The 26,217-nt window shown below is 63.2% G+C and carries 18 protein-coding genes; 5 read left to right on the top strand and 13 right to left on the bottom strand.

All coding sequences use genetic code 11. The features are described 5' to 3' along the window. Positions 1 to 2 precede the first annotated feature (2 nt). Genes FEM01_RS20230 through cpaB form a run of 5 tightly spaced genes read right to left on the bottom strand, consistent with a single transcriptional unit; the run spans position 3 to position 5,513 of the window. Positions 3 to 884, bottom strand: coding sequence for a type II secretion system F family protein (locus FEM01_RS20230; RefSeq protein WP_138221247.1), 882 nt, complete (start codon positions 882 to 884; stop codon positions 3 to 5). Beyond that, the gene (locus tag FEM01_RS20225) at positions 881 to 2,137 is read right to left on the bottom strand and encodes a CpaF family protein (protein WP_138221246.1); all 1,257 of its coding nucleotides are present in this window, start codon (positions 2,135 to 2,137) and stop codon (positions 881 to 883) included. The genes FEM01_RS20230 and FEM01_RS20225 overlap by 4 nt, the downstream gene beginning before the upstream one ends. Continuing rightward, a complete protein-coding gene (locus FEM01_RS20220; protein ID WP_138221245.1) occupies positions 2,134 to 3,324 on the bottom strand; it encodes a pilus assembly protein in 1,191 nt (396 codons plus the stop codon). The genes FEM01_RS20225 and FEM01_RS20220 overlap by 4 nt, the downstream gene beginning before the upstream one ends. Then, positions 3,321 to 4,547, bottom strand: a complete 1,227-nt coding sequence (locus FEM01_RS20215) for a type II and III secretion system protein family protein (protein ID WP_138221244.1) — start codon at positions 4,545 to 4,547, stop codon at positions 3,321 to 3,323. Before FEM01_RS20215 ends, FEM01_RS20220 begins: the two co-directional genes overlap by 4 nt. 18 nt (positions 4,548 to 4,565) lie before the next feature. Next, positions 4,566 to 5,513: a Flp pilus assembly protein CpaB gene (gene cpaB, locus FEM01_RS20210; protein ID WP_138221243.1), complete on the bottom strand. Its 948-nt coding sequence runs from the start codon at positions 5,511 to 5,513 to the stop codon at positions 4,566 to 4,568. Positions 5,514 to 5,794: 281 nt separating this feature from the next. On the opposite strand from cpaB, the gene FEM01_RS20205 reads away from it, so the two are divergent. The 3 genes from FEM01_RS20205 to FEM01_RS20195 all read left to right on the top strand — a co-directional run bounded on the left by FEM01_RS20205 (position 5,795) and on the right by FEM01_RS20195 (position 7,157). Next, a complete protein-coding gene (locus FEM01_RS20205; RefSeq protein ID WP_138221242.1) occupies positions 5,795 to 5,977 on the top strand; it encodes a Flp family type IVb pilin in 183 nt (60 codons plus the stop codon). A 23-nt stretch (positions 5,978 to 6,000) separates the two neighbouring features. Then, positions 6,001 to 6,402 carry a response regulator gene (locus tag FEM01_RS20200; RefSeq protein WP_138221241.1) on the top strand — a complete coding sequence of 134 codons (402 nt, stop codon included), beginning with the start codon at positions 6,001 to 6,003 and terminating at the stop codon, positions 6,400 to 6,402. A 107-nt stretch (positions 6,403 to 6,509) separates the two neighbouring features. Next, complete coding sequence (locus FEM01_RS20195; protein ID WP_138221240.1) at positions 6,510 to 7,157, top strand: RES family NAD+ phosphorylase; 648 nt, start codon at positions 6,510 to 6,512, stop codon at positions 7,155 to 7,157. Positions 7,158 to 7,169: 12 nt separating this feature from the next. Here the strand turns inward: FEM01_RS20195 and FEM01_RS20190 are convergent, their stop codons facing one another. From FEM01_RS20190 to pbpC, 4 genes are all read right to left on the bottom strand, one after another. Further along, positions 7,170 to 7,808: a hypothetical protein gene (locus FEM01_RS20190; protein WP_138221239.1), complete on the bottom strand. Its 639-nt coding sequence runs from the start codon at positions 7,806 to 7,808 to the stop codon at positions 7,170 to 7,172. 86 nt (positions 7,809 to 7,894) lie between these two features. Beyond that, positions 7,895 to 9,562, bottom strand: a complete 1,668-nt coding sequence (locus tag FEM01_RS20185; protein WP_138221238.1) for a ShlB/FhaC/HecB family hemolysin secretion/activation protein — start codon at positions 9,560 to 9,562, stop codon at positions 7,895 to 7,897. 90 nt (positions 9,563 to 9,652) lie between these two features. Beyond that, a complete protein-coding gene (locus tag FEM01_RS20180; RefSeq protein WP_138221237.1) occupies positions 9,653 to 11,086 on the bottom strand; it encodes a collagen-like triple helix repeat-containing protein in 1,434 nt (477 codons plus the stop codon). A gap of 240 nt (positions 11,087 to 11,326) precedes the next feature. Next, positions 11,327 to 13,675, bottom strand: coding sequence for a peptidoglycan glycosyltransferase PbpC (pbpC, locus tag FEM01_RS20175; protein ID WP_138221236.1), 2,349 nt, complete (start codon positions 13,673 to 13,675; stop codon positions 11,327 to 11,329). Between the two features lie 59 nt (positions 13,676 to 13,734). Here pbpC and FEM01_RS20170 point away from each other — a divergent pair, with 59 nt between their 5' ends. Further along, positions 13,735 to 14,028 (top strand): hypothetical protein, encoded by a 294-nt coding sequence (locus FEM01_RS20170; RefSeq protein WP_138221235.1) that lies wholly within the window; start codon positions 13,735 to 13,737, stop codon positions 14,026 to 14,028. A gap of 75 nt (positions 14,029 to 14,103) precedes the next feature. Here the strand turns inward: FEM01_RS20170 and FEM01_RS20165 are convergent, their stop codons facing one another. After that, a complete protein-coding gene (locus FEM01_RS20165; protein ID WP_138221234.1) occupies positions 14,104 to 19,008 on the bottom strand; it encodes an alpha-2-macroglobulin family protein in 4,905 nt (1,634 codons plus the stop codon). A gap of 159 nt (positions 19,009 to 19,167) precedes the next feature. Between FEM01_RS20165 and FEM01_RS20160 the strand changes: the two genes are divergently transcribed. Beyond that, complete coding sequence (locus tag FEM01_RS20160) at positions 19,168 to 20,505, top strand: MATE family efflux transporter (RefSeq protein ID WP_138221233.1); 1,338 nt, start codon at positions 19,168 to 19,170, stop codon at positions 20,503 to 20,505. A gap of 90 nt (positions 20,506 to 20,595) precedes the next feature. On the opposite strand, the gene FEM01_RS20155 is transcribed toward FEM01_RS20160, so the two are convergent. From FEM01_RS20155 to FEM01_RS20145, 3 genes are all read right to left on the bottom strand, one after another. Continuing rightward, positions 20,596 to 23,151: a glycosyltransferase gene (locus tag FEM01_RS20155; RefSeq protein ID WP_171031000.1), complete on the bottom strand. Its 2,556-nt coding sequence runs from the start codon at positions 23,149 to 23,151 to the stop codon at positions 20,596 to 20,598. A gap of 439 nt (positions 23,152 to 23,590) precedes the next feature. Further along, positions 23,591 to 25,504 (bottom strand): arginine decarboxylase, encoded by a 1,914-nt coding sequence (gene speA / locus FEM01_RS20150; RefSeq protein ID WP_138221231.1) that lies wholly within the window; start codon positions 25,502 to 25,504, stop codon positions 23,591 to 23,593. A 151-nt stretch (positions 25,505 to 25,655) separates the two neighbouring features. Further along, entirely contained in the window at positions 25,656 to 26,027 is a 372-nt protein-coding gene (locus tag FEM01_RS20145) for a translation initiation factor Sui1 (protein ID WP_138221230.1), read from the bottom strand. Positions 26,028 to 26,217 lie beyond the last annotated feature (190 nt).

Raw genomic sequence — 26,217 nt, 5'->3', positions numbered from 1 at the left:
GCTCACAGGCTCCTCATCATGCGCCACAGCACCAGGCAACCCATGGCCTGCAAAGCGAAAGCCAGCAGCAGCATGCGCTGCCCGCTGGGGTCTTGCCACATGGCCAGCAGGTAACCTGGATTGGCCATCAGGAAATAGCCCACCATCCCCAAGGGCAAGGCCCCCAGTATCCACGCGGTAATCCGCGTTTCACCGGTCATCGCGCGCAGCTGACGCCCGCCCTGCTCACGCTCGCGGATCAACTTGATCAAGCTCTCCATCAGTTCGCTGGCGTTGCCGCCATGTCGCTGATTGATACGCAGGCCCAGCGCCAGCAGGCGCAACTCGTCCGCACGGTACAGTTCAGCCCACTCATTGACGGCATCGTGCAACGGCACGCCGAGTTGCACGTTGCGCTGCACGCGCTGCAGGGTCGAGCGCAACGGCTCGCGAGTGGCCTCGATCGCGCCAAGCACCGCGTCGTTCAGGGTACGCCCGGCCTTGAGGCTGCGCACGCTATAGTCCAGCAGGCCAGGCAATTGCTCGATGATCTGGCGCAACCGACGCTGGCACTGCCAGCGCAGAGCGAAATACCCCAGTAACGGCAATCCGAGCAGCGCCAGCACCGCCGCCCCGGTGCCCGCCAACAATCCCGTCAGCACCACCGTCGCGAGCCAGGCGAGCAACCAGGTGCGCAAGCTGAACGCGCCCTGTGCCAAGCCCGCGCGCTGCAAAAGCGGGTCGAGCCAGTCGTGCTGCACCGCACGCGAGCGCACCACCTGGTAGGCCCGTCCCAAGCGCTCCAGGATGCGCTCCTCGCCGCGTTTTTGCCGGGCCAGGCGCAGCAACAGCAGCGCCACCCCCAACAGCAGTGGCGACAGTGCCAGCAGCAACGGCCCCATCAGCGCAGGCCCTCATGGCGCAGCTTATCCCCGACCGGCTGCGGTGCCTCGCGCAGGAAGCCGTCGCCGCCGTGGCGGTCGAGGCGAAACAGCACATGGGTCACGTAGACATCGTCACGCACCCCGACCACTTCGAGGATTTCACTGACACAGCGCCGACCGTCAGCCAGGCGAGTCAGTTGAATCACCACATCCAGCGCCGCGCAGATCATCTGCCGCAAGGTCTTTTCAGCGACTTGCCGGCCAGTCAGGCCAACCAGCGTCTCCAGGCGCAACAGGGCATCCTGGGCGCTGTTGGCGTGCACTGTGCTCATCGAACCATCGTGGCCGGTGTTCATCGCGGTCAGCACATCGACCACCTCGGCGCCTCGGATTTCGCCCAGGATGATCCGGTCCGGGCGCATGCGCAGGGCATTGCGGATCAGTTCGCTGGCCTTGATCTCGCCGTGACCCTCGGCATTCGGCGGACGGGTCTCCAGGCGCACCACATGCGGATGGTTCAACTGCAACTCAGCCACGTCCTCGATAGTCACCAGACGCTCCTGAGCCGCGATCATCTGGCTGAGGATGTTCAGCAAGGTGGTCTTGCCGGTGCCGGTGCCGCCGCTGACCAGGATGTTGCAGCGCCGCCCCACGGCACGTTCGAGGAAGTCGAAGATGGCTTGGTCGATGGCCCGAGTCGCCAGCAGGTCGGCGCTCTTGAGCATGTCCTGGCGGAACTTGCGGATCGACAGGCAGGGCCCATCGAGTGCCACCGGCGGGATGATCGCATTGACCCGGCTGCCGTCAGGCATACGCGCATCGACCATCGGCGAGGACTCGTCCAGGCGCCGCCCCAACGGCGCCAGAATGCGCTGCATGACCCGCTCTACGTGGTGAGCGTCGATGAAGCGCAGGTCGGTGCGCTGCAACAACCCGGCGCGCTCGACGAACACCCGATACGGGCCGTTGACCAGAATTTCGGTCACGCTCGCATCGCGCAGCAGCACCTCCAACGGCCCATAGCCGGTCAGTTCGTCGACGATTTCCTCGCCAAGGCGCTCCATTTCATAGCGCGACAGGGCCAGGCGCAGACGCGCCACGTAGTCGCCCACCTGCTCCAACACGAACTGCGCCAAAGCCGGGCGCGCCCCTTCGAGCAGGTTACGGCCACTGTCCTCGATCGCATCGATCACGTGCCGGTGCAAAGCCCGCTTGAGCACCTGCGGATCATTGCCCGCATGACGCGTGCCGCCAAATGGCTGGTCCTGGCTCATCGGCTCCCCCACAGTCGGCGCAGCCAGGTGTAGCTGGGCGTGGCGAGGTTTTCCGAACGCCGCGCCAGGCGCTCGCCAAGGCTGCGTAGCGCTTGGGTGAGCGCTTCGCGTGGGGCCAGTTCGAACAGGCTCAGGCCCTGGTTCTTGGCGTTCAGGCGCAGCTCGGGGCTGTAGGGCATGATGCGCAGCAGCGGCAAACCATAGCGCTTGGCCAAGGCCTCGGCATCCGGGGCCACGTTGCGCATGAAACGATCGACCAACAGGCTTGCATGATCGAGCTTGATGCCACGGTCACGCCATTGTTCGAGCACTTCCAGGTTACGCCGGCAATCCAGGATGTTCTGGTCGGTGTAAACGATCAGCTTGTCGCAATGGCTGGTGATGGTGCGTACAGCCTCGCTGTCCATCTGCCCGGTGAGATTGACCACGATATGCTGGAAGTGCTGGCGTAAGGCACTGAGCAGCATGTACAGCTCGGCCGGGCTGGTTTTCCTCAGGGGCTCGTCGTCACTGGCGTAGGCGAGGATGCGCAGCCCGCCCTTGTCGCGTGCGAAGGCGCTGTCGATCAGGGTGGTATCGAGTCTGCGCAAATGGCGCAGCGCATCGCCGAAATGAAACGAGGCCTCCAGCCCCAACAGCGCCAGGCTGTCGCCGCGTGGCAGGCCCATGTCCAGCAGCAGGGTTTGCTGGCCGCTCTCCTGCACCACCCGCGCCAGGTGCGTGGTGAGCAGCGCGCCGTCAGCGCTGCGCTGGGCGCCGAACACCACGGTAAGGCCACCCAGACTCGGGTTGTTGGTCACCGTCGGCAAGCGCTTGCCCAGGCGTCGCACCAGTCCAGCCACTTCGCTGGCGCGCGAGCCGTAGGCGACAAAATCCCGCGCCCCCGCGCGCATGGCGTGGAGCACCAGCTGATTGTCCATGCCATCGCCCAGGGCCACGACGGCCAGCATCGGCTTGGCCTCCAGCATGCCTTCGATCAGCGCGCATTGGGCCACCAGTTGCTCGCGATCCAGGCCGATGAACACCAGGTTGCTGAAGGTCACATCGACCAACGCCAGCAACTCGTCGAGGCTGCCACCGCTGGCACCGATCACCTGCCCCAACGGCGCCAGGGCACCCTGTAGCCAGAGCAGGTCGTCCTCGTTGCGGGTCAGGGCCAGGTAGGTGTGGTTGTGCTGTTCGTTCATTGGGACAACCCGTCACGGCTTTCAAAGTGGCCGTTTTCCATAAAGAACAGTTGCCCCCAGCTGGGGTCGTAGGTACGCAGTGCCTCGCCCGGCAACGCTGGCAGCCGGGCATTGGCTGCCAGCGGCTGAACCAGGTGCGGGGTGACGATCATCAGCAGCTCGGTCTCCTCGCGGTTGAGGGTCGACTGGCGGAACAGCGCGCCAATGATCGGCAAATTGCCCAGCCCTGGCAGCTTGTCCACGTTCGAACGCACGTTGCTGCTGATCAGCCCGCTGATGATGAAACTTTCGCCATCGGCCAGCGAGATGCTGGTGTCGGTGCGCCGTACGCTCAGCGCTGGCACTCGGGTACCGGCGATGGTCACGGCGTTGCTGAAGTCCAGCTCACTGACCTCCGGCGCCACCTTGAGGGTGATGCGGTCACGACTGACGACTGTGGGGGTCAACGCCAGACGCACGCCGAACTCCTTGTACTCGATCGACACGTTGTCGCTGCCACTGCTCGGCACCGGGATCGGCACCTCGCCGCCGGCCAGGAAACTGGCGGTCAGGCCACTGAGCACGGTCAGGCTGGGGCGCGCGAGGGTGTAGGCGAAACCGCTGTTCTCCAACGCGTTGATCATCGCCAGGAAGCGTCCGTTATTGCCGCCAAGGACGATATTGAACACCTCGTCATTCAGCGCGACCCCAGGTGTCACGTTAGGCCGTGCGGTGGCCCCAGGCACCGTTCCGGGCGAGCCGATCAGGCTGTTGGAGCCCTTGAAGAACAGCCGCGCACCGGCTTCCTTGTATTGGCTGCGGCGCACTTCGACGAAGCGGATATCGGCCTGGACCTGGGTCGGCAGCTCGGCCTGAGCGCCCGCCAGTGGCATGGCTTCGGCCATGTCGGCGCTGGCCCGGCCCTTGACGAACAACATGGCCCGGTGCGGCGCCGCGCTACAGGCGCTCCACAACATCAGGCTGGTGCTGCCCTGCCCCACGGCCGTCAGCAACACCGCCCGCTCGCCACTGGGCTGAACATCGGCGACCTTCGGTTCACCGACCGCCGCCCGCGTGATGGCCACCGGTAGCCGCAGCTCCTGTTGCAGGCCTTGGTCGATCTCGATCACCGACGGCAGTTGGTCGAACCCGGCGCAGCGTTGCGTGGCCGCCTGGGCATCAGGCGCCAAGGCCAGGCACAGCAGTGTCGAGAGCGGCGTGAAGCGGCGCAAAGTACTACGCATACGTGCATCCTTGCCGGTTCAGGGCGTGGGGTTCGCCGGGCCCGCCTGGGCACCGCGAATGATCTGCATGGCTGGGGCGCCAGCGACCGCAGCCGGGTTAGCCAGGGGCACCTGGGACAACTGGCTGAAGCGGTACAGTTCGCGCTTGGCGGCGCCCACCTGGGCCTCGCCCTGCTCGCCAGCCCAGTAGCGCGCCAGCAGTTGCTCATCGGCGCTACGCACCGCCAGGCGCAAGGTGCCGACCTGCGCCGCCAGCATCAGCCGACTGGCCAGGGCCTGGGGCACAGCCAGCCCCACGTTACGTATCGCGCTGCCGCTGCTGGCACGCAGGTCGCGGCTGGCCTTGAGGTCTTCGGCGCTCTGGGCCGGACGGCCATCGTTGGCAAGGCCGGTCTGCAAGTCGACGCTGAGCACCCGCAAAGCCGGCAATACCACCTGGGCGGACGACTGCGGATTGTTGTTCTCCTCACGCAGAAACAGCAGCACGTCCACATAGTCGCCAGGACGCAACTGACCGCCTGCGCCAACCACATCGTCCACCGCCACCGCCACCGCTCGCTCATTGGCGCGAATCATGCGCGCCAGGGGGCCGCCGCTGGTAAAGCTCGACGCGTCAAGCCAGGTTCCTGCGGCCAAGGTGCGCGTGCTGCTGCGCCCCAGTACCTGCTCGACCTGCTCGAAGGCGCCCTCAGGTACGACCTGCAAGCGCTCGATGAGGACGTCGTCAGCGCTGATCGGGGTGTTGGCTGGCAACGTCTTGCGCAGCACCACGATGGGTGAGCGCGCCGGCTCAGGCGGCGCGGCGGGTGCCGGCGCAATCGTCGGCTCAGCGCTGCTCGCAGCGACGACGGGCACCGCTGTCGGCGCAGCCGCTGGCGGACGACTCAGGCGCAAGCCCCAATAACCGGCCAGCAGGGCGGCGAACAAGAACAGGCCCGCAAGCATCATGGTCAAGCGACTGCTCATTTGCGCCCTCCCTGTGCTCGGCTCGCTACTGGCATAAAGTAACTATTTCGCTATTGCAAGGTAGCCGAACCGTTCCAATCCGCCATTACCCACCAAGCGTTTTTCGAGCCATGAAATTGACACTTCCATAAAACAGAAACTTACAAAGTCTGTTGCGGCCCCCTACTTTTGGAATAATGCCTTCATACACTTGCAGGTTGGCCAAGCAGGGCAATGATGATGGCAAAGGGGTGTCATTCCGACGCCAACTACCGGCGCCTCGCCGCGCAAGGAGCAATGCCATGCTGCTGCAACAGATCCTCCTGCATTGCAAAACCTTCATTCAACGCAAGGACGGTGCCTCCGGCATCGAGTACGCGGTCATCGCGGCCATGGTCGCGGTGGTATTGGCCGGTTTCGTCACGCCGATCTCGGGCGAGGTGGAAAACATCATGAACACCATCAAGAACGCCATTACCCAGTGATCCGCTGAGCTTCGGGGGCCCCCATGCCGATGCTGCGTGAACAGATTCTGCTGGTGGACGATGAGCAAGAGGCGCTCGAGGAATTGGCCGAGTTGCTGGAGCACCAGGGTTTCTGCTGCTTTACTGCCAGTTCGGTGTCGCAGGCGTTGAAACAGCTGACCCGCCACCCCGACACAGCACTGGTCATCACCGACCTGCGTATGCCCGAGGAAAGTGGCCTGAGCCTGATCCAGCGCCTACGCGACCACACCGCACGCCAGCACCTGCCGGTGATCGTGATGTCCGGCCATGCTGACATGGACGATGTCAGCGACCTGTTGCGCCTGCAAGTGCTCGACCTGTTCCGCAAGCCGATCTACCACGCACGCTTACTGGAAACCCTGGACAACCTGTTCCCCAAAGCGCTGCAGCAGCAGGTGAGATGAGCCGGCCTGGCACGTCCTGAAACCTTGATAAGCGCGACAAGCCCGATGCGGTCCTGCAACAATGGCCAGCCCTGTGCCCGGACGCCCATCGAGGACCTGCACCGCTAATGCCTGCCCACGCTTTGCGCCAGTCGATCGAAGCTGCCATCGCCACCCACGGTCTGCCGACGCGCAGCATCGGCCAGGCCACCCGCCTCTATCGGGTGCAGCACGCAAGCTTCGACAGCCCCCTCTACTACAACCGCCACTCCGATACACGCTATGGCGATCCGCAGCACATTATCGGCGTGTGCTATGTGGCCCTGAGCGACATCGTCGCCGTGGCCGAAACCCTGCAACACGGCCGCGCCGGTTTCGCCAGCCCAGTGCTGCGCAGCGAAATCGCGGCATTGGCGCTACATCAAATGGAGGCGGTACGCGAGATACGGGTGGTCGATGCCGGCGTCTTGGCACGCAATGCCGGCAAGCGCCTGAAGAGCATCGTGGCGTCCAAGGGCCAGGGCAGCGAGGGCTATCGCTACACCCAGGTGCTGAGCGACGTGGTCATGCGCCACGCCGCACAGGTAGATGGGATTCTCTACCCCTCGCAGGTCTACCCCATCAGTGGCAGCCTGGACGGCTGTAACCTGGTGCTGTTCGAAGGTCGTGGCGTGCAACTGGCCGCCGTATGGCGCTTGCCGCTGGAAGAACTGCTGCTGAGCACCGACGAAACGGTCGGCGAGGCGCTCTGGCGCATGCAGGTGCCGGTGGAGTGAGTGCCGCGCCGATCAGCGCCCCATGTTCAGGCGGTTGGTGAAGTCGCGCACGATGATGGCGAACGCGCCAGGCTCGTCCAGCAAGCGATAACGCGGCCGAACGTGGGCGGGCTGGCCTGGGTTGGCGTAGTCCATGTCTTGCAGCAAAAAACCCAGCAGCAGGTTCACCTGCGCTGCGTTCCTGGGGTCGATGCCGAGCGCCCGGACCAACTCGGCGACCTCCGCCTGCACTGCATTAGCGGCGAACTGAAACGCCGGATAATGCTTGCGCGCGCCCTCGCTGTAGGCCAGCACCTGCCCTTGCAACACGCGCTTATTGAGCGCTTGGCGGGTGATACCGAGAATGGCGCAGGCGGTTTTCGAATCGAGCAGCTCGTAGCCGTCGCGGATCTGCTCGAACGCCAGCGCCTTGCCCTTGGCATAGGCGAGCTGGTTGCGCACCTTCGGGCTGGTCGGCTGCTGGCCAGGACGCGGCAAGCTGGCCTGTAGCGCATCGAAGTAATCACGCCCGGCGCCGCGTTCGGCCAAGGCCGCAAGCTGAGGCTGCGAGAGCTGATCAAGAAATTGCTCGAAGCCCTCCAGCAACGCGGCCTTGGCCTTATCGGAGGCGGACTTGGAAAGATAGGCGGTAGGGGCTTCGGCGATTTTCATGGCTAGGCCTAATCGAAGGTGACGTCGATGTGAAGAGCCTATAGCGCCGCCCCCATCACGTCAACCTGTCAACCTGTCAACTTGTCTTAGAGTTGATAACTGAAGCTCAGGGTCAGCCGTGGCCGTCGGTTGAAACTGTCCAGGGCCATGTCGGACATCGGCTTGGCCACTTCGACGGCAATGTTGTAGTAGTGCATGTCACCAAACCGCAGGCCAAGTGCGGCGGACGACATCCGTACCTTTTGCACGTCGAGCTGGTTGAACCAGGCCCGGGCCGCATCGACAACCCCATAGGGTTGCAGCACCTTCACCCAGGTCCCGTCGCGCTGGAAGCTGTAGTTGACTTCGTAGGCCAGCCCCCAGCCCTTGTCGCCCGAGGCCTGGTCGCTGGGGTAGCCACGACCGAAGCTCTGCCCGCCGAACACTGCTCGCTCGCTGTCAGGCAGGCTGTCGTTGCTCCAGTAGGCGGCCGCCGAGGCGACACCCTGCCAGCGTTCGCTGAAGTTGTCGCTTTGCACGCCGGCCAAGCGCAGGCGCAAAAAATCCAGGTCCAGGTCGGCGTTGCTGCGTGCGCCGAAGTGGTCCAGCCCCTGATATACCCCGGCACTGAGGATGCGTAGGCGCCGGGCCTCGGCCTTGCGCCAGTCGCCTTCGAAAGACAGCGCCCGAATATCGGTCTGGCTGTCGAACTGCACAGGAGCGCCCACGACCCGATAGTCAGTTCGGTCATTGACTGCGTAGAAGCGTCCGATCACCTCCAGCGACTCGTTGGGCGAGGCGATCAATGCCTGGCTCAGGCCAATCGAGTAACGCTCGTTCTCGCGGTGCTGGGTCAGGTCAACGCCATTGTTCAGGCGCAGGCGCGCCTGCGGGTCACTGCGATAGCGCGCTGCCGAGAGTTGCAGGCGCGAGCCTTCGTCATCTATGAATTGGCTGTAGTCGAGGCGATAGTAGTGCTCCTTGTCATCCCCCGGAGGCACCAGCACATAGCCGCTGAGCTGCTCGCCGTAACGGGTCTGCGCGTTGCTGCTGGCCCCCAGCAACGCCTGTAGGTCATCGCGGCTGCCATCGTTGAGGTTGAGGCTGGTGGTGAAGGGTTTGCGGGTGGCCACGGCCATCAGCCGCGTGGCGCCATCGGTGGTGGTAGGCGGCGGCACCTCGGCGCGGAACGTGATGCCGGGGATGCGGCTGACCAAGGTGGTGTAACGCTCGAAGGTCTGCCGCGTCAGCGGGCGCTCGGCCTTGAGCTTGTCCAGCAAGCGTTCGACATAACCCAGGGCCGGGCCGATCTCGCCCTGCACCTGGTAATCGCGCACGTAGCCCTCGACCAGCACCACTCGCAGGCGCCCGTCGGCAAAATCCTGTGGTGGCAGGTAGGCGTAGGACAACAGGTAGCCATCGTCCTGATAGCGCTGGGTCAGGCGCCGGGTGAGGTCGATCAGTTCGGCCAAGCTCGACTCGCGCCCGATCACTGCTTGATAGTGGTCGCGCAACTCGCTCAGCGGATAGACCGTACCGCCTTCGAAACGCACTTTGCGCACCTGCACCCGAGTGCTCATCAGCAACGGTTGCTGCTGCGCAGTCCCAGGCACTGGGAGTTGCGGCGTCGCCACGGCAGGTCGATAGGCATCCACCGGCAAGTTCGGCGTGGGCAGGCGGCGTTCGGTCTCGTTACTGTTGAGAAAACTGGGCAGGGGCTCGGCGTGGGTCAGGCCGACCCCGCACAGCAGTAAAGTCGCGGCCAGTAGGCGCATGCGGACACTCCATGATCCGGTCAAGCCAGGGGCGCCGTGCGACGCCCCTGGCGCTGCTGCAAGCGTAGGTGCTGAGCCGCTGATCGGCCACTAACGGCTACCACCCAAACCGCCCAGTACCCCACCCAGGCCAGTACCGGAGGTACTGCCATTGACCAATGTGCCAGCCTGACCAACGCTGCCGCCCAAGGCCCCGACCGTGCTGCCGAGCTGGCTCACCACCGGGTTGCCCGTGGCACTGCCCAGTTGTGTGCCGACATTGCTCACAGCGCCACCCGCCTGGTTGAGCAGCCCGGCCACGGGCGCACCAACGCCGGTGCTGGCACCGACTTGCTGGGTCAGGCTGGCGACGCCGCCGACCACAGGGTTAAGCCCGCCGCCGACCTGCTGGGTAAGGGCGGCCACTGGCGCACCGGCGCTGCTGTTGGTCACGCCATTGCCGCCCAGCACCGTGCCGAGGCTGGCCACGCTGTTGCCCACCTGGGCCGTGCTACCGCCCAAACTGCCCACGGCAGTATTGCTGGTGCCTGCGGTCAACCCGGCACCTGCGCCAGCGACCACGCCACCAACGGTTTCCAGCAGCCCGGTACGGGCACTGCCGGTTGTCGGCGATAGGCCTGCCGAGACACCAACCAGCGTGCCAAGGTTGCTGACCAACTGCCCGGTCGTGTCGGTCAGCGGGTTGCCGTTGCCCGCGCCGGCTACCTGCTGGCCTGCCTGATCAAGCGCATTGCCGACACCGTTGAGGGTCTGGTTCAAAGGACCGGCAAGGCCCGTTTGGCGCGTAACGTTCGCCGTGGTGTTCTCGACCAGCGATACCACCGGCACCAGTGTGTCGCTGACGCCTTGGGTAGCGCCGGCCAGAGGGCCACTCGTGCCGATGGGCGTGAGCGTGTCGCCGAGCATGGTCACCACTTGGCCCACCTGATTCACGCCCTGCCCTGCCCCGGCCACCACCTGATTGACCACCGGGACCTGCTCGAGCGCAGAACCAGTCGCGAGCGCCTGCAAGCCCTGCCCCAGCCCTGAAACACCGGTACCCAAGTCTGCCGTCGCAGCACCGACCCCACCCACGGTAGTACCCAGTGCATTGCCCCCAGAGCCCAGTTGTCCCAGGCCGTCGCTCAACCCGTTGCCGACGCTGTTCAGCGCCGTGCCGGTGGAGGACACCAGCGCCCCGACCCCGCCGGTCAACACCGTGCTGCCGGCCACGGGCAACGAACCGATTGCTTGGCCAAGCGCACTGACGCCGTCGCCCAGGCCAGCCACCGTGGTGCCCGCTTGATCGACCACCTGCGCCACCACCAAGCCGTCACCTACGCTGCCACTGCCACCTCCACCACCGCCGCCGCCGCCGCCGCCATTGTCACCACCGCCATCGGTGCCGCCACCTCCGCCTGCGTTCCCAGACGAACCACTCACCGCGCTGTGGTGCCCGCCACCGCCGCTACTGCATCCCGCAAGGCCCAGCGCCATGACCATGGTCAGCGCCGTGGCCGCCTTCATCCACGCTTGATTATTCATGGGAAGACTCCTGCCGCTCATTGTTGTTGAGTCGCCGCGCTTCAGTTCGCGCAGGCTTACCCCTACAGTCAGCAGTGAAGTCCTCAGGGTTCGAAACGAATAGCTCACAACTTGCGACTAACCCTATTGGCAGGGCGTCATTGGCGCTGGCAAACACTCGATTTTTTAATCAGTTGCGTAACCTGCGAGGCAGCGCATCACCTAAGGTGTAACCCCAAGCGACTAGTCACCGCAGCATGCTCACGGTGTCACCTGGAACTCCACACGGGCTGTCTCGCCACTTTCGTCCAGGGCGCTGAGTTCGATGCGCCCGGCCTGTTCGAAGCGCACCGCCAGGCTTTCCTGGCCTTGGGTCTCACCGAGCGGTGCACCATTGAGGAACCACCAGCGCCGACCATTGCCCCCCAGCGCCGACACCCTTAGTTGCAACGCCTCGCTGCTGGTTGCCGGACGGCGCAGGCTGTCGCCCGGACGCACGCCAACAATCGACAGCGGCGGCGCGCTGCCCGCGCCCTGCGGCGGACAGCTTGGGTCGGGCGCAGGCAGCCGCGCAGCACGGCGTTCGGCCTTGGGTAACCAAGGCTCCAGCGGTGCGGGCCACAAAGCAACCTCATGCTTCATCGCACCGGGGCAGGTGGAATCGACGCGCAACCCTTGGGCGTTGACCCACACCACATCGCGCAGCCCCAGCCCCAGTGGCTGATCGGCCGCCTGCAAGGTGGGCGGCGTGGTGCCGTCCAAGGTCCAGGCGAAGCGCTGCCGGCGGCAGTTCGGATCTTGCCGATTCATCGGCTGGCCCAGCGGCCAGCAGATCGCCGCGACACCCACCGAGGCCGGCACCGCCTCAACCGGCACCTGGATACCGCGCTGGGCATCGCGATTGCTGAGCAGATCGTGCACCTGCAACATCAGTGGCGCCGCCGAGGCCAGACCGAACTGTCCCGGAACCGGCGTGCCGTCGGGGCGACCGATCCACACACCAATCAGGTAACGCGGCCCGACACCCACCGACCAGGCATCACGAAAGCCATAGCTGGTGCCGGTTTTCCAGGCCAGCGCAGGCCGCTGCACCAGCTCGGCATTCCGATCACGGTCCGGGCGCGCCAGGCCGCTGAGGATGCGCCGGGTGATCCACGCCGAACCCGGCGACAGCAGGCGCTGCTCGACCAACGGGTCCTGAGGCTGCAAGCGAATCCGTGCACTGCGCCCCTCACGGGCAAGAGCCGCATAGCCACCGACCAGATCCTCCAGACGGCTGCCGGCCCCGCCGAGAATCAACGACAGGTTCGGCTCGGCCAACGGTGGCAGCACCAAGGGCACGCCGCCCATACGCATCTGTGCGGCGAAGCGCTTGGGGCCGTAGGCTTCGAGCAACTGCACCGCTGGCAGATTGAGCGACAGCGCCAGGGCGGCGCTGGCCGACACCGGGCCACTGAAGCCCATCGAGAAGTTGCCTGGGCGGTAATCGCCGTAGCGCCGGGGCACATCCTGCAACAGCGACTCGGAGTGGATCAGGCCATCGTCCATGGCCATGGCGTAGAGGAATGGCTTGAGAGTCGAACCAGGCGAGCGCAGGGCATGAATCATGTCCACATGGCCGAAGCGTCGCGCATCCCCCAGGTCGATGGAGCCGAGGTAGGCGCGCACGGCCATGTTCTGGGTTTCAACCACCAGCAGCGCCGCCGACGTGCGCTCAGGCAAACGCGCGCGCCAGCCCAGCAGCAGGTCTTCCAGGCGGCGCTGCAACGCGGCGTCCAGGGTGGTGCGGATCAGCGGCGGACTGTCGCGGGTGTTGAGCCTGCGCGCCAGCAGTGGCGCCAACGCGGGTTCTTGTCGCGGCGCCAGCAGCAGGGGCTCTTCGCGGGCCTCGGCGATGCGCAGGTCCGGCCATACCTGGTATTCGGCCAGGCGTTGCAGCACCTTGTCGCGGGCTCGCTGGGCGCGCTCTGGGTGACGGTCCGGGCGCAATCGGCTCGGGGCCTGGGGCAACACCGCAAGCAAGGCAGCCTCGGCAGGGGTGAGGTGTTTCGGGGACTTGCCCAGGTACGCCCAACTGGCCGCCGCCACCCCCTGCAAGGTGCCACCAAATGGCGCACGGTTCAGGTAGACCTCCAGGATCTCGCGCTTGGACAGGTGCCACTCCAGTTGCGCGGTACGCCACAACTGACGCAGCTTGCCCGTCAAGGTGCGGTCATGCGGGTCGAGCAGGCGCGCCACCTGCATCGACAACGTGCTCCCCCCCGACACCACCCGCCCGCCGCGCAGGTTCAGCCAGGCCGCCCGAGCCAGGGCCATAGGGTTGACCCCGGGATGCTGATAGAACCAGCGGTCTTCGTAGGCCAGCAGCGCCTCCAGGTACAGCGGCGAGACCTCCTCAGGGCTCACTGGATAGCGCCACACACCGTCGGCATCGGCGAAACGCCACAGCGGCGTACCGTCCTCGGCCAACACCACCCGCGCCAGATCGTCGCCTGGCATCGGCAGCGGCCAGAGCCGGTCGGCCAGCCACAGCAGCATCAGCAACAACAGCCCGCCAACAGCCAGCCTGCGCAGCATTCTTTTCAGGCGCAGGCGGGCTAAGCTTGGCATCGGGAACCGACCGGGCCGGGTAGCGGCCAAAGGCTTTGAGCGTTCATCAGGAAGCGATTATGCATGTAGAAGGTTTTTTCGAATGGCTGGGCCAGGCACTGGGGGCGGTGATCCGCTTTATCGTCGATGCCCTGAGCGGGTTGTTCAACCTGCTGGCCAATGCCGGTGGTAATTTTATCGACGGCCTGGCCCGTACCTTGGGGATGGACACTTCGCTGGTCAGCATCCTCGCGCTCATCGTTGGCCTGATGCTGCTGTACTCGGCCGTGCGGGCGTTCATGCGCGCATCGATCGTGCTCGGGATCATCTGGGCGTTGTTAGGGTTGTGGGTGCTGAGCTGGGTGGTGCACTGAAAGCAGCTACAAGCTACAAGCTGAAGGGCGCCGGCGCTTCTTCTTGTAGCTTGCAGCTCGCAGCTTGTGGCTTGCTCAGCGGGCACGCACGGTCATTTCTCCTTGGCTCGCGCCAACCGCTTGCAGGTTCGGCCGATACATCGACTCGACCTGCGGCGGCGGGATGCGGTAGCTGCCTGGGGTAACCGCACGGGCCAGGTACAGCAGGTGCGTGGTGCCATAGCTGTCCAGCTTGAGTGCAGCGACGTAGCGATCATCGCGGTACTCCTGGTGCACTACGCTTGCATTCTGCATCGACTCGCGCCACTGCTTCACCGCGCTGCTAGCGTTATCCAGGCTGGCAGCACTCTGCGCCAGGTTCTGGTTCTCAAGCTCCAGGCCGGCTGGCAGCAGGTCGACCACCAAAGCGTCGGGCACCGGGTCTTTTGCCTTGAGCGCCAGGTGCACCAGCACCAGGTCGCCACTGCGCAGGTTACCCAGATCCAGCGCCTGACCGTTCATGCCCAGGTACTCGCGGCGGATCTCCATGCCATTGCCACTGGCAGCCGGGGCCTGGCGCGGATAGCCAGACAGCGTCAATTGCTGGTACAGCGTATCGCTGCCTTGGTTCTGTACGGTCAACGGCGAGGCCAGCAACGAACCTTCGAGCTTCATCCCCGAATCACTGTTGTCGAATTCGCGAATCTCGCCCGCGCTATCCAGACGCGCCTTCCAGTTGCCCTCGGGCTTGCCGAGCAGACCGCGACCGGCCAGGAACAGCGCGTTGCGCTCTTGCGTGGACAGCCAGCGGTTGGCCGCCAGTTCATCCGACAGGGCAAACAAACGTTGGTCGACCTGGCCTGCGGCGAGGCTGTTTTCCTGCAATAGCGCCAGGATCAACGCCTGGTCACGCAGGGCACTGCCGTAGTCGGCCATCCAGCCTGCGCTGCGGCTGACCGCAAGCCCTGCCTGCAACGCCTGCTGCGCACGCGGTTTGTCGCCCATCTTGTCCAGCGCTACCGCCAGCTGTACCAGCGGCAGGCCCGAGCGCGCATCGCTGCGGCGCTCGAACAGGCTGCGCAAGGCACCGAGCGGCGCCTGCTGGCTACGCGCGAGCACTAGCGCTGCGTACGCCTGCACGGCAAAGCGGGTGTGATCGGCGTCCTGGCTGTAGTCCACCTCGATCAGGTTGCGCTCTTGCACGTAGCGCAACAGGCGCTCGCTGGCTTTTTTCAGCGCGTCGGCGGGTACGCCATAACCTTGCTCACGGGCGCGCAGCAGGAAGTCGGTGACATAGGCCGTCAGCCAGTATTCTTCTTCGCTGTCCGAACTCCACAGACCAAAGCTGCCGTTGTAGCGCTGCATGCCTAGCAGGTGCTCGATGCCCATTTCGATCTTGCGCTTGCGCACCTCGGCGGGCTCGCCCTTGATACCCAGGCGTTTGAGAGTCTCAGCGTCGGCATACAACGATGGGTACAGGCCACTGGTGGTCTGCTCCAGGCAACCGTAGGGGTAGGCCTCCAGCGCGCGGATCTGCTCGGCGAGGTTCAGCGGCGGACGACTCGACAGCGCCAGGCTGGCTTCAAGCCCAGCCGGTTCGAATTCGGCCAGATCGCTTTCAGGCAGGCTCCAGGGCTGGTCCTTCAAGGCCACACGGTAGTGCTTGAGCATCGCCGGGTAGGCCGGGCGCACGCCCAGGGTCCACTCACGCGCGAAGACCTGGGTTGGCTCGCCAGGCAATTGCAAGCCACTGACCTGCACGCGGACCTTGCCCTGGCCCAGGCCGCCCTGGGCCTGCACCGGGATCATCAGCGTGCTGCGCTGGCCCGCACCAAGGGCGATGCTCTGCTGCGCGCCGCCGACCAGCGACAGCTGGCCTTCGGTGCCCAGTTGCACGCTCAGTTGCTGGGTACGGCCGGACAGGTTGGCAAGGTCCAGCGCCAGCTGGGTGCGGTCGCCACCGGCCAGGAAGCGCGGTGCCGACAGCTCGGCGATCAGCGGCGCGGCGACCACGGTCTTGCCCTCGGCCATGCCGAAGTGCTCGTCGGTCCAGGCCTGCGCCATCAGCCGCAGTTCGCCGTTGAAGTCGGGAATGTCGACCGTAGCTTGGCCTTCGCCCTTGTCATCAAGGGTCACCGGCAGGCTCTGCTGGGCAACGATAGTCACCGTGGTGTTGGGGCGCTTGCCGCCCTTGGCCATGGCCGCGTCACCACCGAAGGCCAGGCTCGCCAGGCGGCCCTGGCCGGCCTCGATCAGTTGGCCGTAAATGTCCAACTGGTCGGCCCCATACGCCTTACGCCCGAACAGGCTGGCGAACGGGTCGGGGGTCTTGAAGTCGGTGATGTTGAGAATGCCGACGTCCACCGCCGAGAGCAGCACATGGACTTGCTTGGGCACGCTGCCGTCAGCGTTGGCCGCCTTGAACTTCACCGTCAATGGCTGTTTAGGGCGCATTTTCTCCGGCGCCTGCAGGGTCACGGCGAGCTTGCGTTCAGCACGGTCCAACGGCAGGTGCAACACGCCCACGGCGCGTTTCGGGGTAGCGTTGGCCTTGCGCTCGCCGGGGCGAATCACCAGGGCACTGATGTACAGGTCGTGGCGCGCCCACTGTTTGTCCAACTGTACATCGAAGGTCTTGCCCTCGGCCGGGACGTCGATCTCCTGCCACCACAGCGGGCCGTCAGCGGACTCGACCATCAGGTAGCCACTGCCAGCAGCAGGCGGAGTGACGGTGACCTTGGCGCTGGCGCCATCGGTGTAGGCCGGTTTGTCCAGGGCGATTTTGACCTGGTCGGGGCGCACGGCGCCGCCTTCGGCGTTGTCCTGGGCACGATAGCCGGCCCAGAACCGCGCACTGGAAACCAGCCCGGTCTGCGGGTCTTCGACCTCGACGCGGTAGGGGCCCCATTCCACCTGGAAGTTCAGCTTGGCAGTGGAGCCGGCTTTCACGCTGAGCGTTTCCTCGTTCTGGGTGAGGAATTTCTCGTTGTAGTTGTAGCTCCAGCCGTCGCTTTGCGAGTAGTTCCAGTAGTAGTCGCGGCGCTCGCGGATCAACCGCACCTTGAGGTTGTCGGCGGCCAGCTTGTTGCCATCGCGGTCGGCCACCAGGAACTCGAACTCCACCGGGCCATCACCGTCGGTCTCGTCACCGTCGAACAGGCCACGCAAGCCCGGCAAACGCTCAGCCGGCCAGATTGGCTGATCCAGACGACGGGTGATCGGCCGGCCACCGGATTCCTGCAAGCTGGCCTGTACGGTCAGTTGCAGCGGCGAACGCGCTTCGCTCCAGCGGCTTTCGATGTCGATGCGAGCCTTACCGGCCTGGTCGAGGGTCACTTCATCCAGCTCCAGGTCCTGGGCCAGATCGGTTTCGGTGACGGCGCCGAACTGATAGCCCGGCAACGCCTTGACGGCCTCGCGCAGTGGGCGTACGTAGGCTTGGCCGCTGAGGCGATTGCCAGCTGCGGGGGCGCCATAGAGGTAGCGCCCATTGACCTGGATAGTCGCGGTGTCCTCGGGCGACAGCGGCGTGTCGCGGCCTTTGAGTTCCAGCGCCAGGCGCTCGGGCAGGAAGTCCTCGACGAGGAATTCGTACACCTGCTTGCGGCCACCGCCCAGGTCCAGCAGCAACTGCCAGCGGCCGGTCGGCGCTTCGCTAGCCAGCTGCAATTGGTATTGGAACAAGCCGTTGGCGTCAGCTTCCCAGACGAACTTGCGGCTGACCTGCTCGTCGGGGCGACGCACCTCGACGTTCACTGGCTGGGCCTTGAGCGGCTTGCCGTCCTGATCGCGCAGCAGGCCATTGAGCAGCACCGTTTCGCCCGGTCGATACAGGTCACGCGGGCCAAAGATGAAGAACTGCAACGGGTTGGCCTGGGGGCCGGTGATGTCGAATTCGGCCAGGTCCAGGGCCGCAGTGTTCAAGCGCAGCAGGGTCGTGTGCACGCCTTGCGTGGCGATCAGGGTATCGGCCTTGGCCGTGATTGGCAGTTGGGCGTGGCCGTCGCCATCGGTCTTGGCCTGGGCCAGCAGCTTGCCCTTGTCATCATGCAGTTCGAGGGTGACGTCCTTGAGTGCCTTGCCGCCTTCCAGGGCTTGGGCGAACACGTCCAGACGGTCGCGGTAGCGGTGCGCGGACAGGCCGATATCGCTCAGGGTGAACAGCGTCGCCGGCTGCGAATAGTCGTAGGTGCCCGAGGCACGCATCACCGCCAGGTACACGCCAGGTTCTTGCAGGGGCTTGATCCCCGCGATCGGCAACAGCACCGTCTCGCGGGTATTGCGCGCAGGGTTCAGGTCGAAGCGGCCGCTATAGACCAGCTCGGCCATCGCCAGGGTCTCCTGCGACTGGTAGTAGTACAAGCTGGAGTTGCGCCCCCAATTGGCCAGGAACGTGGAGAGCATGTCGGGCTTGACCCGGAAGAACTCTACATCGACCTTGTCGACGTTCAGTGCGATCACCGGAAGGCCTTCGGCCAGGCGGGTGGGCAACAGCGAGCCACGGCTGGCGAAGCCCACGGTGGGCTGCATATCGCGGGTTTCGAAACGGCTGACGGACTCGGCCTCAAGGCTGTTGCCATTGACCGACAGCAAGCCCTTGTCGATGGTCAGGACCATCTTGCGTTGCGGCTCCAGGTGGCGCAGGCGCAGCTCCATCTGGTTGTCGGAGAGTTCCCAGGCGCCGTCGACCTTGCCTTTGACGGTGTCTACCAGGTGCAGCTTGGCGGCGAAGTCCTGATTGGCGTCCAGCGGTGCCGAGAGGCTCACCGACAGGGTGCTGGCGCCATCGAGCTGCACCTCCGAGACATCCACCACGGTGAGTTCGCGCCCGGCATAGCGCTTGGCGAGCACAGCCGGATCCTCACGCCTGGCGGCCGGTTTTTCAGCGCTCGCAGCGGCCACCGGCTTGTCGACCTGTGCCGGTGGTTTGTCCTGGTTGGAGGAATCACAGGCACTGAGCAGGGCCAGCGCGCAGGCCAGCAACAATCCTTTGTTGAGCATTTGAGAATGAACTCTTCGGCAGCGTGTACGTAAGGGCACCAACTATAGCGCAAGACCGTTCGGCTTACCTGGCGATGCGTGGCAGGTGAGACCCGGTTCGCGCGAATGGGTTGCCTGATCGGTACAATGATTTCGCAATCGCACCCCACTGGAGCCCACATGCCGTCACTGTCCACCGCCTGGCACCACCGCCCCACCCACCGCAAGGTCTGGGGCCTGGCCGCGCCGATGATCCTGTCGAATGTCTCGGTGCCGCTGGTGGCACTGGTCGACAGCACGGTCATCGGCCACCTGCCCCACGCCCACCAGTTGGGGGCCGTGGCGGTAGGTGCCACGCTGTTCACCTTCATGGTCGGGCTGATGGGTTTCCTGCGCATGGGCTCCACCGGTTTCGCCGCCCAGGCAGCTGGTCGCGCCGATGGCGCGGCATTGCGCCAGGTACTGGTGCAGGGGCTGCTATTGGCGCTGGGCTTCGCCGTACTGATCGGCCTGCTGGCCCTGCCCTTCAGCCAACTGGCCCTGCATGCAATGCAGCCGAGCGAGGCGTTGCACACCTCTACCGAAGCGTTCTTTCACACGCGCCTGCTCGGGCTGCCGGCGGCGCTGGCCAGCTATGCCCTGGTGGGATGGTTCCTCGGCACCCAGAATGCCCGCGCACCACTGGTGATCCTGCTGACCACCAACCTGCTCAACATCGCCTTGAACTTGTGGTTCGTGCTCGGCCTGGATTGGGGCGTGGTGGGCTCTGCGCGAGCCTCGGTGATCGCCGAGTGGAGCGCGGCGCTGCTGGGCCTGGCGCTGACTCGCCCAGCCCTGCGCGCCTATCCGGGGCAGATCGTCTGGTCGGCCTTGAGCCATTGGCAAAGCTGGCGGCCACTGCTGTCGGTGAACCGCGACATCTTCCTGCGTAGCCTGGCGCTACAGCTGGTGTTCCTGCTGATCGCCGTGCAGGGCGCACGTATCGGCGAGGCCACGGTGGCGGCCAACGCGCTGCTGCTCAACGGCTTGCTGCTGACCGCCTATGCCCTGGATGGCTTGGCCCATGCGGTCGAGGCGCTGTGCGGGCATGCCATCGGCGCACGTGAACGTGAATCGCTGCGGCGGGCACTGGTGGTGTCGTTTGGCTGGTCGCTGATCGTAAGCCTTGGGTTTGCGGCGCTGTTCCTGCTGGGCGGCCATCTGTTCATCGACCTGCAAACCGACATCGCCAGCGTACGCGCGGCGGCGTATCCGTACCTGCCCTACCTGGCGCTGCTGCCGCTGATTGCGGTGTGGAGTTATCTGCTCGACGGGCTGTTCATCGGCGCCACCCGGGCGCGGGAGATGCGCAATGCGATGCTGGTGTCAGTGCTGATCGCCCTGCCCTTTGCGTTGGGGCTGAGCAGGTTCGGCAACCACGGGTTGTGGGTGGCGTTCCTTGGGTTCATGGCACTGCGGGCGGCGACGCTGGGGTGGGTGGCTTGGCGGCTTAAAAATCGCGGCTTGTGGCTCACGTAGACATCATCAATAGTTAAAAGGGCCCCTGAGCGATGCCTGATCGTTATGAAATGTCCTGCACATCACCAAGTCCAGGGTGGTCCAAGGGCGCTACGGCAGGCTGGTCTTGGTATCGCAATCGTTCAAAATGTTGTTGTGGCTGCACAGCCCCGTCTCAGGTCGCTTCGCTGCCGCTGATAAATACGCCATGAACAATGCAGCCCCATAAGGAAAACTGCGAGTAATCAACATCACGCTCCACACTACCGAGGACAATGTCAGTGTTGACGAGCACATGACCAGTAATGCACAAACGATCAGCATGGCCAATAACAACGCCTCTCCCGCACAGCTACTCAGCACTTTTCCTAGCGAACTGCCAGCCGTCTGTTTGGGGGTCACGACAAACCTGGTTGACTTCGACCACAGTGAATAAAACACCGCCTGTGCGACGATATGGTTCAACGCATGACTTGCAAGAATCGACAGCCACGCATTGTAAGTACCATCCGGACTGTAACGTACATACAAGACCATTTGAGCTAAAAGCGTAACCACAAAGGCCAGGACCAGTGAGCTCGATATAAGCAGTGGGTAGGAAGACACGCCCGGAGGTGCCAACAGGGAAAGAGCCGACCATGCAATAAGCGCACTGGTCATCAAGAGTCCTCCCGCTTGGGACAGCCAATGCGTCCATCCGATGATGAATTGATAGCGCTGCGCCCACGAGAGCTGTTCATTTTTTCGAAAAATCGCTTTTGCATGTCCCATCAGGATCTGCACTGCGCCCCTCACCCAACGGAAACGTTGGCGCTTGTAGTCATTAAAACTATCCGGCATCAAGCCCTTCCCGTAAGAAACCGGGATATACCTCATCTTGTGCCCCTGTTGAAGAATTCTCAAGCCAAGCTCGGCATCCTCACAGACACACTGCTCCGACCATCGGAGCGCCCTCAGTACACGCGCGCGGATCAACGTCATGGTGCCATGGAGGATGATGGCATTAAAATTATTTCGAATCGGCATACCGACATTGAAGAAACTCTTATATTCGTAATAGCACAACCTTTTGAACAGCGAAACTTGGTCGCGATAATCCTGCGGCGACTGCAGAACAGCAATCTCGGGGTCATCAAACAGAGAAGTCAGCCCTAGCCAGTCTTGCTCGATCTGATAGTCCGAATCAACCACAGCAATGACATCAACGTCCTCAGACGTCTTCCCCAACAAGAAATTCAATGCCCCACCCTTATTACCGGAAATCTTCTCAACCCGCCAAAAATTAAACTTATCCCCCAAGGCAAGACAGTGTGCTTGCACCGGCTCCCAGAAACTCGCATGGTCGGTATTGTTGTCAATGACATGAACTTCATAATCCCCGTGAAACAGCTCACTGATTCGAGACAGTGTATCGTTCACCATCGTGGGCGGCTCATTGCTGCACGGGATGTGAATAGCGACTTTATAAGAACCTCGTCCCTCGCCTTCAAGCGGTGAAAAAAGACTATTGTTCCGTGGCATCAAGTACCCGTCGACTGTTTCGTGTAGCGAAATCAAGAGCACGCTGATGCACCACACGCACCATACACCGGTCGCAACCAGCTGATAGGCCGGAGACAAAGGTGAAAGCTCAAGCCATACCCTTTCGGCAAGCGCAAGCAGAATGGCTAGCCCGCTGCACAGTAATAGTTTTCTACCTAGCGCGCCTCTACAGAATTCGTACAGAAATACATGACCCCCTTTAACAGGGACTGAGGTCTTTCCGCCAAGCGCAAACTTCACCTTCCCGTTACTTTTGAACATCCCCCAATGCCGGCCCACCGTGCCTTCCGAGCGTTTCCAGCGCTGATCAAATGCTTCTATCACATTGTAATCCACCCCCATATTCTTGAATTGACTGACCACACCTCTAATATACTCCGCCTGCTGATATTCATCGGCAGGCATTGTATTCAGCGCATGCCCGCCAGAGGGCCATCCCACTTCGCCGACATAGATCTTGCGCCCCGGAAATGCTGAACTCACCTTATCCACCGCGCTCACCGTGTGGTTCACAGCCTCAGCAAGGTTAACCCCTTCCCAAAAGGGAAGTATATGTATGGTAATTTCATCTACGCAGTCGGCCAAGGAGGGATGACTCAACCATATGTGCCAAAGTTCCGCTGTCGTCACCGGAAGCCCTGTTAACAACTTCACCTCATGTATGTATTCCTTGAGCCGCCTCAATGGCATATCATGCCTGAATAAAACTTCATTCCCCACCACGACCCGCACAATGTTATTGCACCTACGCAAGATCACTGCTGCCCTAGCAATCTCCATTGAATTCTTTCTTTCATCATCACAAATCCAGACACCCAAACTGACCTTCATGCCCAACAAACCCGCGATACGTGGTATCCATGCCTGAGCACCGGAAACCGAGTAAGTTCGAATGTGCGGCAGATAGCGACTGAGCACAGTCAACTCGCGAATGACTTGCTTGAGTGTTACCCGCTTGCGCCGTTGAAAGGAGCGACTGTTTGAATACGGCGTATAGGAAGCACTCTCAATAGGATGCATCGGCGGGATGTCTTTTACCTTGCGGGCCTGCAGCAACACTTTGAAGATGAGCACCGAAAATAGCGCTGTTCCATTGATAAGAACCCCCCACTGCATCACACTCATCTCACACCTCATTATCTAGGCGCAGAAGCAGAACAGCGCTTCCCGTCGTGACATGCTCAAGTGATTCGACGTTAAGGCATCACTGAGAGTGATCATGACCTTGTACGACTACTCACACAGCTGACATTTTTGCCAGTTGACAATTGAACATAGCGCTCGGCGGTTGCCTTAAATGATTGCACGGTGCGGGAACGCGTTGAAAACGATGAAAAGAAGACAATCAGTGAACTTAGTCAGCCATCAACGCTGATGGTAACGACTCATTCGGCAGGAGGTAGAAGAGGGGTTGTCTCTGCGGGCAGCTATCGGTGTGTTTGTGGATCACCACCCACGGTCAACAAGACCACAGGTGGTGAGCGTTTCCAAAATCCAGATCCCGCTGATCGCAGGCCCCTACCATTCAAGTAAGCCGGGATGATGAAAATCCTGGCTTACTCGCTCAAGAAGACAAGTACGAAGACCGCGTCAACCCCAACCGCAGCGCATCCAGGAACTGGGTGCGTTCGCGGGCGCTGATCTTGGCGCTGGCGACCTTGTCGCGGTAGTGGGTCATCAACTCCTCCGGCGACAGGTGCACGTAGCGCAGCATGTCCTCGATGGTGTCGTGGGTCTCGATACCGGCGTGGTACACGCTGCCGTCGGCATTCTGGTAGATGTTCACCGAGTCGGTGTCACCGAACAGGTTGTGCATGTCGCCGAGGATTTCCTGATACGCGCCCACCAGGAACACACCCAACAGATAATCATCGCCGACCTTCACCGCATGCACCGGCATGCTCGTCTCGATGCTCTGCTCATCGACATACTGGTTGATCTTGCCGTCGGAGTCGCAGGTCAGGTCCTGCAGCACCGCGCGACGCATCGGTTCTTCGTCCAGGCGGTGCAGCGGGATGATCGGCAGCACCTGGCCAATCGCCCAGGTATCGGGCAGGCTCTGGAACACCGAGAAGTTGCAGATGTACTTGTCGGCCAGCTTGTCGTTGAGTTCGTCCAGCACCTGGCGGTGCGAGCGCTGGCGGGCCTTGAGCGAGTTGTGCAGGCGGCGGCACACGGCGAAGTAGCACTGCTCGGCCAGGGCCTTCTCGGACAGGCTGATCTTGCCGTCGGCGTACTGCGCTGCCACGTCGCCCATGTAGTGGGTGGCGCGCCAGTAGGTCTCGGTGACCATCTCAATGTCGGTCGGGCCGAGCAGGTCGGCCAGCCACTGTACGGTCTCGGGCAGGCTTTGCTTGTTCTCGATCACCGGCACTTCGTCGTTGTGGCTTTCGACGTCGGTCACCTGGATCACCAGCATGGCGTGGTGCGCGGTCAGCGAGCGGCCACTCTCGGAGAAGATGTGCGGGTGCGGCAGGCCCTGCGCGTCGCAGAACTCCTTGAGCATGCCCACCACCACGCCGGCGTAGTCGTCCATGTCGTAGTTGATCGAGCTGGCGTTGCGCGAGTGGGTACCGTCGTAGTCCACGCCCAGGCCGCCACCAACGTCGATATGGTCCACCGGCAGGCCCAACGCGCGCAGTTCACCGTAGTAGCGAATGGCTTCCTTGAAGCCGTGCTGGTAGTCGGCCAGGTTGGCGATCTGCGAACCCATGTGGAAGTGCAGCAGGCGGATGCCTTGGTCGAGCCCAGCGTCACGGAAGCGCTGCACCACCGAAATCAGCTGCGCGGCAGACAGGCCGAACTTGGACTTTTCACCCCCGGTGTCGGCCCACTTGCTCGAGGCCAACGACGACAGGCGCACGCGCAGGCCCACCTGCGGCTTGACCTTCAGCTCTGCGGCTTCTTCGATCACCAAGGCCACTTCGGACTCTTTCTCGATGACGATGAATACGTTATGGCCCAGCTTCTGGCCCATCAGTGCCAGGCGGATAAACTCGCGATCCTTGTAGCCGTTACAAACGATGGTGCCGCCTTTGGGCGCCAGCGCCAGCACGGCGAGCAGCTCGGGCTTGGAGCCGGCTTCCAGGCCGATGGAAACGTTCTGGGTGGCGATGATGTTCTCCACCACCGCTTCTTGCTGGTTGACCTTGATCGGATACAGCGCGGTGTACTGGCTCTGGTACTCAAGCCGCGCGATATTGGCGTCGAAGGCGCCGGTCAGCTGGCGTACGCGGTCTTGCAAGATGTCCGGGAAACGCACCAGCAACGGCAGCGACAGGCCGCTTTGGCGCAGCTCCTGAACCTGCTCGAAAAGGTCGATCGGGGCGCTGCCCGGACCGTTGGGGCGCACTTCGACGCGCCCGGCGTCATTGATGGCGAAATAACCTGCGCCCCAATGGCGGATGCCATAAACACTGCGGCTGTCGGCCACGGTCCACTGGCTACCATCGTCTTTGCGTGTGCGTCGTACGGACATTCACGTCCCCCATTGATAAGTCGAAGACACTGCCCAGCAGTGGGCGGGCGCAGTGTAGAAGCTGAAAATGACGATTCGTCCATGCCCGGTGGTAGACCCCGTGCACGGAAACGAGTTTAGAAAGCGCTGGGCAAAAAATCGCGTCACGGCCTCAGCCGCCGGACTTTTTCGCCTTGAAACCCTGTTTGATCAGCTCGCCGAGGAGCAACTCGACATGGTCGCCCTGGATCTCGATGACCCCATCCTTGAGCGCGCCACCAGTGCCGCAGCGGCGCTTGAGCGTGCTGGCGAGTTCCTTGAGCTGATCGAGGGGCAGCGGTACACCGCTAATGGTGGTGACGGTCTTGCCGCCACGGCCCTTGCTTTCACGGCGCACGCGCGCGATACCATCACCTTCGGCGACGAACTGCTGCTTGCACACACAGGCATCCACCGGCTTGCTACAGTCAGGACAGTGCCGACCGGCATCGGTGGAATAGACCAGACCGCCAAGGGCGGCGAAGGAAGAAGCTTTCTTGGACACTTTTGTTCCTCTTTGCCGAGGACAAAAAAACTGGTCGACGGGAGCCGACCGCGAAGCCCCACTCTGGCAGGGGCGGCGCTACTGCCGCAAGATCTTGCGACAGCCCGAAAAGGGCGCGCAGTGTAACGATAAATCCGCCGGTTGCTAAGTACCGGATTGCGGCATTTTGCGCAGGTTTAGCGACCTCATC

It is taken from the genome of Pseudomonas mosselii, assembly GCF_005796105.1.
In the GTDB taxonomy this organism is placed as follows: Bacteria; Pseudomonadota; Gammaproteobacteria; order Pseudomonadales; family Pseudomonadaceae; genus Aquipseudomonas; species Aquipseudomonas mosselii_C.
This window is presented reverse-complemented; position numbering and strand designations above follow the sequence as displayed.

Bases quoted from the DNA above. Each gene is read 5' to 3' on its own strand.
- FEM01_RS20180 (WP_138221237.1), bottom strand. From the start codon at position 11,086: ATGAATAATCAAGCGTGGATGAAGGCGGCCACGGCGCTGACCATGGTC.
- FEM01_RS20195 (WP_138221240.1), top strand. From the start codon at position 6,510: ATGCCTGCCCACGCTTTGCGCCAGTCGATCGAAGCTGCCATCGCCACC.
- cpaB (WP_138221243.1), bottom strand. From the start codon at position 5,513: ATGAGCAGTCGCTTGACCATGATGCTTGCGGGCCTGTTCTTGTTCGCC.
- FEM01_RS20205 (WP_138221242.1), top strand. From the start codon at position 5,795: ATGCTGCTGCAACAGATCCTCCTGCATTGCAAAACCTTCATTCAACGC.
- pbpC (WP_138221236.1), bottom strand. From the start codon at position 13,675: ATGCCAAGCTTAGCCCGCCTGCGCCTGAAAAGAATGCTGCGCAGGCTG.
- FEM01_RS20215 (WP_138221244.1), bottom strand. From the start codon at position 4,547: ATGCGTAGTACTTTGCGCCGCTTCACGCCGCTCTCGACACTGCTGTGC.
- FEM01_RS20200 (WP_138221241.1), top strand. From the start codon at position 6,001: ATGCCGATGCTGCGTGAACAGATTCTGCTGGTGGACGATGAGCAAGAG.
- FEM01_RS20225 (WP_138221246.1), bottom strand. From the start codon at position 2,137: ATGAGCCAGGACCAGCCATTTGGCGGCACGCGTCATGCGGGCAATGAT.
- FEM01_RS20185 (WP_138221238.1), bottom strand. From the start codon at position 9,562: ATGCGCCTACTGGCCGCGACTTTACTGCTGTGCGGGGTCGGCCTGACC.
- FEM01_RS20160 (WP_138221233.1), top strand. From the start codon at position 19,168: ATGCCGTCACTGTCCACCGCCTGGCACCACCGCCCCACCCACCGCAAG.
- FEM01_RS20170 (WP_138221235.1), top strand. From the start codon at position 13,735: ATGCATGTAGAAGGTTTTTTCGAATGGCTGGGCCAGGCACTGGGGGCG.
- speA (WP_138221231.1), bottom strand. From the start codon at position 25,504: ATGTCCGTACGACGCACACGCAAAGACGATGGTAGCCAGTGGACCGTG.
- FEM01_RS20190 (WP_138221239.1), bottom strand. From the start codon at position 7,808: ATGAAAATCGCCGAAGCCCCTACCGCCTATCTTTCCAAGTCCGCCTCC.
- FEM01_RS20165 (WP_138221234.1), bottom strand. From the start codon at position 19,008: ATGCTCAACAAAGGATTGTTGCTGGCCTGCGCGCTGGCCCTGCTCAGT.
- FEM01_RS20220 (WP_138221245.1), bottom strand. From the start codon at position 3,324: ATGAACGAACAGCACAACCACACCTACCTGGCCCTGACCCGCAACGAG.
- FEM01_RS20155 (WP_171031000.1), bottom strand. From the start codon at position 23,151: ATGAGTGTGATGCAGTGGGGGGTTCTTATCAATGGAACAGCGCTATTT.